We start from the raw sequence: 11,771 nt of genomic DNA, 5'->3' as shown, positions 1-11,771 counted from the left end.
ATGGCGCGCACAGGCGATCCGATGCGTTCGATACGAAACAGCGACCGGCGGTTCAGTCGCGCATGGCTTCGATCAGCTCGATATAGGGCCTGGCCTGACGCTGGTCGGCAACCAGGTCGATAAAGCTCTGCCCTTTGGCATCCCGGGCGTCCAGGTCGTAGCCGGCAGCCACGAAGAAGCCGAGGAAGCGTTCGAAGTCATCGATGCGCAGGCCACGATAGGCCTTGATCAGCTTGTGCAGCGAAGGGGGCGTATCGTCAGCCGGCTCAGGCTGAAGAAACAGCTTGATCGAATCGTCCGCGATCTCGTCGCCAATCACCTGTTTCTTGTCTTTACGCATGCCGCCTCCGGTCCACGGGGTCTCACGGGGGCGGCAGTTTACTCCTCGCAGCCGGCTCACTCAACGCGCCAGACCTGCTTGCGACCAAGGTCGTACATCGCCTGGCCACCATCGCGAGCGATTGTTCGCCACAAATAACAAGTGGTATCTGGCGCCTATAATGGCGCCCTCGCCTACAAGGAGCGTTCCGCACATGAAGTTCCCCCCTCTGTTTGCGGCATGGCGGCAGGCCCTGAGCCTGGGATACGGAGCCCGCGCTTTGCGCGGGGACATCAGTGCCGGCTTGACCGTCGGCATCATCGCCATCCCGCTGGCCATGGCGCTGGCGATAGCAGTCGGCGTGGCCCCCCAGCACGGCCTGTACACGGTGCTGGTGGCCGCTCCGCTGATCGCACTGACCGGGGGCTCGCGCTTCAACGTCTCAGGGCCGACGGCGGCGTTCGTGGTGATCCTGTTGCCGATCACCCAGCAGTTCGGCCTTGGCGGGCTGCTGCTGTGCACCATGCTTGCCGGCCTGATCCTGATCACGCTCGGCCTGCTGCGCGCCGGCCGCCTGATCGCCTTCATCCCCTACCCCGTTACCCTCGGCTTTACCGCGGGCATCGGTATCGTCATCGCTACCTTGCAGATCAAAGACCTGTTCGGCCTGACCCTCACCGAGCAGCCGCAGCATTACGTCGAGCAGGTCGGCCTGGTGCTGCGCTCACTGCCCGACGCACATATGGGCGATGCGCTGGTGGCGGCGATCTGTCTGGCGCTGTTGATCATCTGGCCGCGCTGGGTGCCGAAGGTGCCCGGTCATCTGGTGGCGCTGACCGTCGGCGCGCTGGCAGGTTTGCTGCTGGAATCGTCCGGATTGTCAGTGGCGACCCTTGGCGAACGGTTCAGCTATACCCTGGACGGCGCCACCCACCCCGGCATTCCGCCATTCCTGCCTGATTTCGCCTGGCCCTGGCTGCTGCCCGGAGCGGACGGCCAGCCCCTGGAACTGAGCTACGAACTGTTCCGTGAACTGCTGGCGCCAGCCTTCGCCATCGCCATGCTCGGCGCCATCGAATCGCTGCTCTGCGCCGTAGTGGCCGACGGCATGACCGGCAGCAACCACGAGCCCAACGGCGAGCTGATCGGTCAAGGCCTCGGCAACCTGGTTGCGCCACTGTTCGGCGGCATCACCGCGACCGCAGCCATCGCCCGCAGCGCAACCAATGTCAGAGCCGGCGCGTTTTCGCCGCTGGCCTCGATTATTCACGCCGGTGTGGTACTGGTGGCGATCCTCTGGCTGGCGCCGCTGTTCAGCTACCTGCCGATGGCAGCACTGGCAGCGCTGCTGGTGATGGTGGCCTGGAACATGAGCGAGGCGCCGCACGTGATGCATGTGCTGCGCATCGCGCCGCGCAGCGACGTGCTGGTGTTGCTGACCTGCCTGATTCTCACGGTACTGTTCGACATGGTACTGGCCGTAGGTGTCGGCCTGCTGCTGGCAGCGGGGCTGTTCATCAAGCGCATGAGCGAGCTGACCGACACCACTACGCTGTCCCGCGAGCAGCGTCGCGTGCTTCAGGACATGCCCGAACATGTCGCCACCTATGCCATTCGCGGCCCGCTGTTCTTTGGCGCTGCGGAAAAGGCGCTGGGCGCGCTGCGGCGCTTCAATCCCGAGGTCAAGGTGGTGATCGTCGACATCAGCGCCGTGCCGATGCTGGACATGACCGCGTTGGCCGCATTGGAAAACGTGCTGGTGGATTACCGCAGGCTGGGCGTCACCCTCATCCTCAGCGGCAGCAGTGCGCAGGTCCGGCTGAAGCTGCGCCGTGCCGGCATCCATCGCCTGCAGGGGCATCTGCTGTACGTGCGCAATCTCAGTCAGGCGCGGGAAAAAGCGCTGCGCCTATTGCGACCGGAGCCAGACGCGGCCCCGGCCTGACGATCCGCCGGCAGCCCGGCGGACGCTCATACGGAGAACGGTCAGCCGGCATACTTCTGCAGGTTGGCCATCATCTCCTTCAGCGCTTCGATGTTGTCGGCCGGATGCGCCGCGTTCTCGAAATTGCAGATCTGCTGCCATTGCGCCGCGACATCCTCGGCATCGAACCCGGCCTTCGGATCGAAGCCCGCACCAAGGCTGCGCTCCCAACGTACCTTGCCCATCCAGCCGCCGCCCACTTCGAACAGGCCGCCGGTGTCCTGACACTGTTCGCTGCCCAGGTAGACGACCAGCGGGCTGACCAGCTCCGGCTTGAGTTGCTCGAACACCTGGGGCGGGATCAGCCCCTCGGTCATCCGGGTACCACCGGTAGGCGCAATGGCATTGACCAGCACATTGTTCTTGCGCCCTTCCAACGCCAGGGTCCGGGTCAGGCCGTACAAGCCGAGCTTGGCCATGCCGTAGTTGGACTGACCGAAGTTACCGTAGATGCCGGAGGTCGAGGCGGTGAAGATCACCCGGCCATAACCCTGCTCACGCATATGCGACCAGGCGGCACGGGTCACCTTGTAGGAGCCCTCGACGTGCACGCGATAGACCAGATCCCAGTCGGCGTCATCCATCTTGTGGAAGGTCTTGTCACGCAGGATGCCCGCATTGTTGACCACCACGTCGATACGACCGTAGGTGTCCAGCGCCTGCTGAACGATGCGATCGCCGTCGGTGACCGAGTCATGATTGGCGACAGCCTCGCCACCGGCCTGGCGAATCTCCTCGACCACCCGATCGGCCGCGGAACTGTTCGCGCCCTCGCCCTGGGTACTGCCGCCCAGGTCGTTGACCACCACCCTGGCGCCATGGCGGGCGAACAGCAGCGCATGGGCGCGCCCCAGCCCACCGCCGGCCCCGGTCACGATCACGACCTTGTCTTCGAAGCGGATGGCATCAGTCATATGCGAACTCCCTCAGCGGTTTCTTGTTGGATGAGATGCGAGGACCGGAGTGTTCAACAGGCCTTGTCGCCCTCACAAGCAATCCGCCAGAAATGAATGCCGCGGCATAAGGGCTGGGGATGACCCGTCTTGATCAGTCATGGACCTGAGCGGATTTCACTCAGCATCGTCTCGGCCACGCCGTTAGCCGCTTGCGGGTTTGTTTGCCCAAACAACTCACAGAGTTTTCCACAGCTTCCGTGGATAACCGGGGACGATCCAACCGCCGAATATCATGGCCTGCGACCTTGACAAAACCCCCGTCAAGCCTTCTGCAATGCGGCCTGCGATCGCACAGCACATGGTTGGGCAAAAAACGTACTAGCCGACCCAAGCCTGACTGCGCTTCGCTTGCAGCCAGCCTTCCCAAGGTTATCCACAGAGTCACGCACACAATTCGGGGAAAACTGAGCATAGACATGGCGCTATCGCCGTAATGGTCAAAAACTAAGAGCAACGCCGGCGCATGGGTCATAGCATGAGTCCATCAACGAAGCGAGGAGGACCCACCATGTTCAGCCACAGCCTGTTCGAGCGTCTGTTCGCCAATTACGCTTCGGCTGCCGCAGGGTGCTGAGCGACCGCTAAGTGTCATTTCCTGGCGCTCGATCCAGGACGTCAGTCTCCCTTGGCCGGCGGGGCATGGCGGCGTAACCTTCGCTGCCAGCCCCAACCAGCGGAGTAGCCGATGTCCCTGCGTTCCATCTGTGTTTTCTGCGGCGCCAGCCGCGGTACCAATCCCGTCTATGAACAAGCCGCCCAGGAGCTCGGCCGCACCCTGGCCGCCAACGGTATCCGCCTCGTCTACGGCGGCGGTGCCGTCGGCCTGATGGGGGTGGTCGCGGATGCCACCATGGCGGCCGGTGGCGAGGTCATCGGCATCATTCCGCAGAGCCTGAAGGACGCCGAAGTCGGCCACACTGGCCTAACCCGATTGGAAGTCGTCGACGGCATGCATGCGCGCAAGGCACGCATGGCCGAACTGGCGGACGCCTTTATCGCCCTGCCCGGCGGGCTGGGAACACTGGAAGAACTGTTCGAGGTATGGACCTGGGGCCAGCTTGGCTACCATCCCAAGCCGCTTGGCCTGCTGGATGTACATCACTTCTACAGCAAGCTCAGCCACTTCCTCGATCACTTGGTGGAAGAGGGCTTCGTCCGCAGTCCACACCGCGAGATGCTGCAGCGCAGCGACGATCCACAGGCTCTCATCCAGCTGCTCGAGGCGTGGCAGCCTCCAGCGCACAGTCGCTGGGCAAAGGCTGCTCCCCGCTGAGCGGAGACGGCTGTTCAAAATCCAACCAACGTGCTGCAGGCCAAGGTACCACTGGCCTGCAGCGCAGCGCCCCCATGTTATCCACATGAGCATCCACAATAGCCGTGGATAAACCTCTGATAGCGTCCATCGTCCTAGCTCGCGGCAGCCTCAAAACCCTCGCGCAAGAACTTGAGCCAATACTGCTCAAATCCTGAACAGTTCGCCCGAACGCTTGTCCGGCAGGCATTACAGAAGACAACTCAGCGGTTATCCACAGCATCGCGCACAGCTATCGTGGATAAGCCAGACGAACCAATTCCATACTCAGCACTCAACTGGACGACATGCGCCGTGGCTTGCCGGCGCCGATCAGAAATCCAACCTTCGCTGGAGGCACCTATGAGCTGGCTCGCCCTGACGCTGGTGGCGTTCCTCTGTTTCGTGCTGGTGTTCTTCGTCAAGAATCGCCAGCTCAACCATCCGGCACTGCAGTATCCCTATCGCCTGAAGGACCCGGTGTTCTCTCCGGCAGAACGTGAACTATTCGAGATGCTGCAACGCACCGTCGGCCAGACGTACCTGATTCTGCCCAAGGTCGGCGTCGCCGAGGTCGTCGAGGTGACCGCCATAGCCCGGCGAGCTTACTGGTATCGGGCCACCAACCGCATCGCAGCGGCGCGTTTCGACTTCCTGCTGTGCGACAGCCAGACACTGCAGCCCGTCTGCGCGGTCGATCTGGACGATACCGACGATGAATTCAGGGAGCGGTTATGCAGTACCGTCGGCCTGCCGCGAGTTCGTTTGCCAGCGGACAAGACCAACTCCTACACCGCGGTGCACGAGGCGATCATGGCCGCCATCGAAGCCTGAGCGACCACTGGCGGGAATGACTCGGGAACCGGACGGTCACAACCGTGCGCGGCGTCGCTCACGCCGCGCCGTATCACAGCGGATTCATTCCGCGTTTCGACCACCGTCCATGAGTCACGCCATGAAATACGCATTCCCCCTACTCCTCTCGCTTGCCGCATTCCCGGCGCTGGCGAATGACCAGGCTTGCCAGGCCACCGACGAAAAGCAGGTTGCCGCGCTGTTCGACCGCTGGAATGCAGATGTGCAATCCGGCGATCCGCAGCGGGTAGTCGAAAACTACGCTCAGAACTCGATGCTGCTGCCGACGGTATCCAACACGCCGCGGGAAACGCCGGAAGCCAAACGGGATTACTTCGAACACTTCCTGGCATTGAAGCCCAAGGGCGAGATCGTCTCGCGGATGATCATGATCGATTGCAACACTGCGCTGGACACAGGGCTGTACAGCTTCAGGCTGGGCGACGGCAACACGGTCCCGGCGCGCTATACCTTTACCTACAAATGGGTCGATGAGGCTGGCGACTGGTTGATTACCAGCCACCATTCCTCAGCCATGCCACAAAAGGTTGAGGCCGCGCAGCAGGCACCCAACAGCGCCCACTGAGTGCGCACCCTGGTCGGCCGGCGCTGGCCGGCCGAGCCACTTGATGGAGGCCAGGGGTATCGAGTCAGTAGCGCGTATGCAGCACTCCCGACATGCCTGATACTTCAGGCAGGCACGTCGCTTTAGAATCCTCGAGTCACTCATGCGCCTCAGACCCTTGCTGTCAAACCTGTTCGACCTGGCAAACCGGCTGATCCGGCGGTACCCAGGCACCGTCGCGCTGTTCGGGTTCATTTCCGGAGTCGCCAGTTTTGTGCTGGTCGAACGGCATGCAGGGCTGGCCAAGGTCATCGCGTTCATCATGCTGATCAGCTGGCTCTGGCTGGTGCTGGAGTCCAGTCTGCGCCGCAGCCTGCAGCGCTGGTTCGGCTGGCAGGTGCCGCCCCCTCTGTTGCGCTATGCGACGCAGATGGTGCACCAGGAGAGCCTGTTCTTCATCATTCCGTTCTTCGCCATCACCACCACCTGGAACAGCGGCCAGGCGTTGTTCACCGGCCTGCTCGGGGCGGCGGCACTGGTCTCGCTGATCGATCCGCTTTATTACCGATGGCTCGCCCCGAGGCGCTGGGTGTATCTCGGCTTCCATGCGCTGACGCTCTTCGCGGTGCTGCTCACGGCCTTGCCGATCATCCTCCACCTGTCCACGCCGCAGAGCTACCAACTGGCGCTCGCGGTGGCGGTGCTCCTTGCGCTACCCAGCCTCAGCGGGCTTTTTCCTCGTTGGCGCTGGCGCAACGTGCCGGGCGTCCTGCTGCTGGCGGTAGCGGTCGGCGCAGCCGGATGGCTGGGGCGAACCTGGGTCCCGCCGGCAACGCTGTGGCTGACCGATGTCGCCGTGACCATGAGCCTCGATGATCGCCAACGCAAGCCCGGCAAGGGCCTGCGAGAGGTCAGTACCGCCGAGCTGAGCATCAACGGTCTGTACGCCTACACCGCGATCAACGCGCCACGGGGTCTGAAGGAGCGCATCTATCACGAATGGACGCACAACGGCCGTCGCGTTGACCGGATCGCTCTGGACATCAGCGGCGGCCGTGAGGCCGGCTATCGGGCATGGACACACAAGCGCAACTTTCCCGCGCAGCCCGCGGGCCGCTGGCGCGTTCGCGTCGTCACCGAAGCCGGCCAGATGATCGGCATGCTGCGCTTCCGTGTCACCGAGTAGCGAACCCCCGGCCACTGCCGCGACTCCATATCAGGACCAGCGTGGCATGGAGAAGGACATGGAATGGTGGGCGATCGTCTCCAGTACCGTAACCGCGGAGTTTTCCGATATCACCGACCTGGGGGATGCGACACGGGTCAGCAGCCGCCTGCTGATCGCGTCCTTGCTGGGGGGCCTGCTCGGCTATGAAAGGGAACTCAAGCGCAAGGCTGCCGGCTTGCGTACGCACATGCTGGTCGCCCTGGGTGCCGCGCTGTTCGTGCTGGTGCCAGTTCAGGTCGGCATGTCGCCGGAAGACATCTCCCGCGTCATTCAGGGGCTTGTCACCGGCATTGGTTTTCTCGGCGCAGGCACCATCCTCAAGGGCAATTCGGCCGAGGATGTGAAGGGGCTGACTACCGCTGCCGGTATCTGGCTGACTGCAGCGATCGGCGTCGCCGTCGGCCTCGGGCATGAGGCCACGGCGGTGCTGAGCACCCTGCTGGCACTCGCGATTTTCGTGCTGATGCCACGCCTGGAACGGCACTCCGCCAGACGCGCAGCACGCAAGCGACGCGAGGCCAATCGCGCGCCCTGACTGGCCATCGTTCAACCGAGGATCACTCAATGCTGTCCCATACACGGATCGTCACGCTGCTTCTCGGCGCGCTGCTTGCCCTCGGCGGCTGCAGCGAAACCGCCAAGCTGCCGGTGGAAAGCGGCTATGGCCCGACACCGGCTCTGCCCGAGCCGAACAAGACGTTGCTGCCAACGGTTCACATCGCCCCGGCCAAGGGCTGGCCATCCGGCGCCAAGCCGCAGGCCGCGCCCGGTCTGCGCGTCGACGCATTCGCCACGGACCTGGACCATCCACGCTGGCTGTACGTGCTTCCCAATGGGGATGTGCTGGTGGCCGAAAGCGACGCGCCGCCGAAACAGGAGAGCCAGGGCCTGCGTGGCTGGATTGCCAAGAAGATCATGGCGCGCGCCGGCTCAGGTGGACCAAGCGCCAATCGCATCACCCTGCTGCGAGACAGCGACGGTGACGGCGTGCCGGAAGTGCGCAGCACCTTGCTCGACAACCTCAATTCGCCGTTCGGCATGGCGCTGGTCGGCGACAGCTTCTATGTGGCCAATACCGACGCCCTGCTGCGCTACCCCTACGAACGCGGTGCTCTCCGCATCACAGCGCCCGCGCACAAGGTAGTGGACCTGCCCGCGGGCCCGATCAACCATCACTGGACCAAGAACGTCATCGCCAGCCGGGACGGCTCGCGGCTGTACGTTACCAGCGGCTCCAACAGCAATGTGGCGGAGAACGGCATGGCCGCCGAGGTCAACCGCGCCGCGATACTGGAAGTCGACCCACAGGCTGGCACGCTGCGGATGTTCGCCTCCGGCCTGCGCAACCCCAACGGCCTGGCCTGGCACCGTGAAACCGGCGCTCTCTGGACCACCGTCAACGAGCGTGACGAGATCGGCAGTGATCTGGTTCCGGACTACATGACCTCGGTCCAGGACGGCGGCTTCTATGGCTGGCCCTACAGCTACTTCGGCCAGCATGTCGATGTTCGGGTCAAACCGCAGCGACCGGATCTGGTCGAACGCGCCATCGTCCCGGACTACGCGCTCGGCGCGCATACCGCCTCCCTCGGGCTCGCCTTCTACGAGGGCAGGCTGCTGCCATCACGCTACCTGCACGGCGCATTCGTTGGACAGCACGGCTCATGGAACCGCAGGCCCCGTAGCGGCTACAAGGTGGTGTTCATTCCCTTTCGCGATGGTAAGCCGGCCGGGCAGGCAGAAGACGTGCTGAGCGGCTTCGTCAACGCCGCGAGCGAAGCCATGGGCCGGCCCGTCGGCGTCGCGGTGGACCGGCACGGCGCGCTGCTGGTTGCCGATGACGTGGGTGACGTCATCTGGCGCGTCACTCCAGACGACCGCCGAGCTGCCGATGCGTCGCCACGTTGAACCTTGCGAGGCGCCCGATGGCCATAAAAGCATGACCGTCCGGCCTGAGGCTCTCACATGTTCAAACGCACTCTTTTCGTCATCGCTCCGGCGGCTCTGTTGATCGGCTGCTCCGGCAACGTGCAGAACCCTGTCGATCGAATTACCTATCGCGACGAGCCGCTGGTACGGGACGTGGAAACCGGCATGACCCAGGCGCGCGTACTCGGCATCGGCGGTGAGCCGTCCCGGGCTACGGCTCGCACCGTGGTACCCGGCCTGTGCCACGACTACATCCTCAACCGGGACGGCAAGCAGCAGCCCTACTACGTCAGTTTCGACAGTGCCGGTCGGGTGGATGGCCAGGGCTTCCTGACCTGCAAGCAGCTCGAGGAAAACCAGCGCAACCTGCGTCGCTGAAAGGTCTGCATTCAAGCTTCGAAACACAGCGCTAGATGGCAGAGGAGCTTTCACCATGCCCCGTGGAGACAAATCCAAGTACACCGACAAGCAACAGCGCAAGGCTGAGCACATCGAGGAAAGCTACGAGGAGCGTGGCGTGCCCGAGAAGGAGGCCGAAGCGCGCGCCTGGGCCACGGTCAACAAGCAGTCCGGGGGTGGCGAGCGCAAGGGTGGTTCAGGCAAAAGCAAGAGCGGGACCGCCAAGCGCGCCGACCGGAAGGATTCGGCCCATCGGGCCGCCGATGCGCGCAAGGGCAAGTCGCCCAACAAGGGCTCGGCACGCGGCTCAGGTTCATCCAGCACCAGCCTTGCCGACATGACCCGCGACCAGCTGATGGAAAAGGCTCGCGAGCGCGACATTCGTGGCCGCTCGAAGATGCGCAAGGACGAGTTGCTGAAGGCGCTAAGCTGATGGTGTCAATCGCGACCAACCAACAGCCTCCAGTGCCGGCCCCGGGCAATCCCAAGCGCGAGGACCCAGGCGAGCCGGTGCCCATCGACGAGCCCGGTCCTGGCCAGTCCGAACCGGAGCCTCCGCCACCAGAACAGGTGGCGGGGCTAAACTTTTCGCCAGCATCCCGATCTCAATTGGCGAACCGTGAAGCACTGCACCGCGGTGCACAGACCAGGAGATGGCGATGAGTTACGTACAACTGAGCGACAAACAGAGCCTGCGCGAACGGGCCCGTCAACACGTCGAGAATGGCGCGGTCACCGAGAGCTATTCGGCCGACCGCGAGGTGGTGATCAACCTGCTGAACGAGGCGCTGGCCACCGAGCTGGTCTGCTACCTGCGCTACAAGCGTCACTACTACATGGCGACCGGGCTGAAATCCAGCGTCGCCGCCGCCGAGTTCCTCGAGCACGCCAATGAGGAGCAGGAGCATGCCGATCGCCTGGCCGAGCGGATCGTTCAGCTGGGTGGCGAGCCCGACTTCAATCCTGACAGCCTCACCGAACGCGCCCATGCGCAGTACGCCGAGGGCAACGGCCTGCGCGACATGGTCTTCGAGAACCTGGTGGCCGAACGCATTGCCATCGACAGCTATCGCGAGATCGTCCAGTACATCGGCGACAAGGACCCCACCACTCGGCGCATCTTCGAGGACATCCTGGCGCAGGAAGAGGAGCATGCCGACGACTTGGCCGGCCTGCTGGACGGCATGAACTGAACCGCGATCCGCCGGCTCGCATGCCAGCTGTGTTGCAGAATAAAAAAAGGCCACCCGAGGGTGGCCTTGAATTTAGGAAGAGAGGTACAGCTTAGCCGGCTGCCACCGGACGCATGTAGGAGATCGGTGCGGTCTGCGGGTCATCGAAGGTCACCAGTTCCCACGCATCCTTCTGTGCCATCAGGGTGCGCAGCAAACGGTTGTTCAACGCGTGACCGGATTTATAGCCGCGGAATTCGCCGATCAGGCTGGTGCCCAGCAAGTACAGATCACCGATAGCATCGAGAATCTTGTGCTTCACGAACTCGTCCTCGTAACGCAGGCCGTCTTCGTTGAGCACACTGGTTTCGTCCACCACGATGGCGTTCTCGACGCTGCCGCCCAGAGCCAGGTTGTGCGAGCGGAGGAACTCGATGTCACGCATGAACCCGAAGGTACGTGCACGGCTGACTTCCTTGACGAAGGAAGTGCTCGAGAAGTCCACACTGGCGGTCTGGGTGCGACCCTTGAAAACCGGGTGATCGAAATCGATCTCGAAGCTCACCTTGAAGCCGTCGAAAGGCAGGAAGGTCGCGCGCTTGTCGCCCTCCTCGACCGTCACTTCACGCTTGATGCGGATGAACTTCTTGTGGGCGTCCTGCTCCTGCAGGCCGGCGGATTGAATCAGGAATACGAAAGGCCCAGCGCTGCCGTCCATGATCGGCACTTCCGACGCGGAGAGTTCGACGTAGGCGTTGTCGATCCCCAGGCCGGCCATTGCCGAAAGCAGATGCTCCACTGTGTCGACCTTGACGTCACCGTTGACCAGCGTTGTGGACATGGTGGTTTCGCCAACATTCTCGGCCCGCGCGGGAATCTCCACAGGCGGGTTGAGGTCGGTGCGACAGAACACGATCCCGGTGTCCACCGGTGCCGGTTTCAGGGTGAGATAAACCTTCTCTCCCGAATGCAAGCCGACGCCGGTGGCGCGAATGATGTTCTTCAGGGTGCGTTGTCTGATCATGGCCTTTTGCTTCGCTGTAGCACTAGTTGCGAATAGTTTTCAACAATTG

Annotated in this window: 13 protein-coding genes; 10 read left to right on the top strand and 3 right to left on the bottom strand. The window is 63.2% G+C overall.

The window, feature by feature from the left end; genetic code table 11:
• Nucleotides 1-52: 52 nt before the first annotated feature.
• The gene (locus OUY36_RS05290; RefSeq protein WP_044316277.1) at nucleotides 53-340 is read right to left on the bottom strand and encodes a PA4642 family protein; all 288 of its coding nucleotides are present in this window, start codon (nucleotides 338-340) and stop codon (nucleotides 53-55) included.
• A 193-nt stretch (nucleotides 341-533) separates the two neighbouring features.
• Between OUY36_RS05290 and dauA the strand changes: the two genes are divergently transcribed.
• Nucleotides 534-2,264: a C4-dicarboxylic acid transporter DauA gene (dauA, locus tag OUY36_RS05285; protein ID WP_267937052.1), complete on the top strand. Its 1,731-nt coding sequence runs from the start codon at nucleotides 534-536 to the stop codon at nucleotides 2,262-2,264.
• A gap of 41 nt (nucleotides 2,265-2,305) precedes the next feature.
• On the opposite strand, the gene OUY36_RS05280 is transcribed toward dauA, so the two are convergent.
• A complete protein-coding gene (locus OUY36_RS05280; RefSeq protein ID WP_063544535.1) occupies nucleotides 2,306-3,217 on the bottom strand; it encodes an SDR family oxidoreductase in 912 nt (303 codons plus the stop codon).
• Between the two features lie 727 nt (nucleotides 3,218-3,944).
• Here OUY36_RS05280 and OUY36_RS05275 point away from each other — a divergent pair.
• The 9 genes from OUY36_RS05275 (at nucleotide 3,945) to OUY36_RS05235 (ending at nucleotide 10,719) form a co-directional block, all read left to right on the top strand.
• Complete coding sequence (locus tag OUY36_RS05275; protein ID WP_102840610.1) at nucleotides 3,945-4,532, top strand: TIGR00730 family Rossman fold protein; 588 nt, start codon at nucleotides 3,945-3,947, stop codon at nucleotides 4,530-4,532.
• Between the two features lie 381 nt (nucleotides 4,533-4,913).
• The gene (locus OUY36_RS05270; protein ID WP_156244373.1) at nucleotides 4,914-5,384 is read left to right on the top strand and encodes a DUF2726 domain-containing protein; all 471 of its coding nucleotides are present in this window, start codon (nucleotides 4,914-4,916) and stop codon (nucleotides 5,382-5,384) included.
• A gap of 121 nt (nucleotides 5,385-5,505) precedes the next feature.
• The gene (locus tag OUY36_RS05265; protein ID WP_110777946.1) at nucleotides 5,506-5,991 is read left to right on the top strand and encodes an SgcJ/EcaC family oxidoreductase; all 486 of its coding nucleotides are present in this window, start codon (nucleotides 5,506-5,508) and stop codon (nucleotides 5,989-5,991) included.
• Between the two features lie 142 nt (nucleotides 5,992-6,133).
• Nucleotides 6,134-7,156: a DUF5924 family protein gene (locus OUY36_RS05260; protein ID WP_110777948.1), complete on the top strand. Its 1,023-nt coding sequence runs from the start codon at nucleotides 6,134-6,136 to the stop codon at nucleotides 7,154-7,156.
• Nucleotides 7,157-7,214: 58 nt separating this feature from the next.
• On the top strand, nucleotides 7,215-7,733 hold the full coding sequence (locus tag OUY36_RS05255; protein WP_110779018.1) for an MgtC/SapB family protein: 519 nt from the start codon (nucleotides 7,215-7,217) through the stop codon (nucleotides 7,731-7,733).
• A gap of 29 nt (nucleotides 7,734-7,762) precedes the next feature.
• Nucleotides 7,763-9,106: a PQQ-dependent sugar dehydrogenase gene (locus tag OUY36_RS05250; protein ID WP_267937045.1), complete on the top strand. Its 1,344-nt coding sequence runs from the start codon at nucleotides 7,763-7,765 to the stop codon at nucleotides 9,104-9,106.
• 57 nt (nucleotides 9,107-9,163) lie between these two features.
• Nucleotides 9,164-9,505, top strand: coding sequence for an osmotically-inducible lipoprotein OsmE (gene osmE / locus OUY36_RS05245; RefSeq protein ID WP_125883243.1), 342 nt, complete (start codon nucleotides 9,164-9,166; stop codon nucleotides 9,503-9,505).
• Between the two features lie 55 nt (nucleotides 9,506-9,560).
• Nucleotides 9,561-9,959, top strand: a complete 399-nt coding sequence (locus OUY36_RS05240) for a Rho termination factor N-terminal domain-containing protein (RefSeq protein WP_125883241.1) — start codon at nucleotides 9,561-9,563, stop codon at nucleotides 9,957-9,959.
• A gap of 226 nt (nucleotides 9,960-10,185) precedes the next feature.
• Nucleotides 10,186-10,719: a ferritin-like domain-containing protein gene (locus OUY36_RS05235; RefSeq protein WP_011912275.1), complete on the top strand. Its 534-nt coding sequence runs from the start codon at nucleotides 10,186-10,188 to the stop codon at nucleotides 10,717-10,719.
• Between the two features lie 91 nt (nucleotides 10,720-10,810).
• Here OUY36_RS05235 and lpxC read toward each other — a convergent pair whose 3' ends face one another.
• Complete coding sequence (lpxC, locus tag OUY36_RS05230; RefSeq protein ID WP_013981967.1) at nucleotides 10,811-11,722, bottom strand: UDP-3-O-acyl-N-acetylglucosamine deacetylase; 912 nt, start codon at nucleotides 11,720-11,722, stop codon at nucleotides 10,811-10,813.
• Nucleotides 11,723-11,771: the final 49 nt, after the last annotated feature.

The organism is Stutzerimonas sp. R40042, assembly GCF_026642215.1.
In the GTDB taxonomy this organism is placed as follows: domain Bacteria; phylum Pseudomonadota; class Gammaproteobacteria; order Pseudomonadales; family Pseudomonadaceae; genus Stutzerimonas; species Stutzerimonas frequens.
This window is presented reverse-complemented; position numbering and strand designations above follow the sequence as displayed.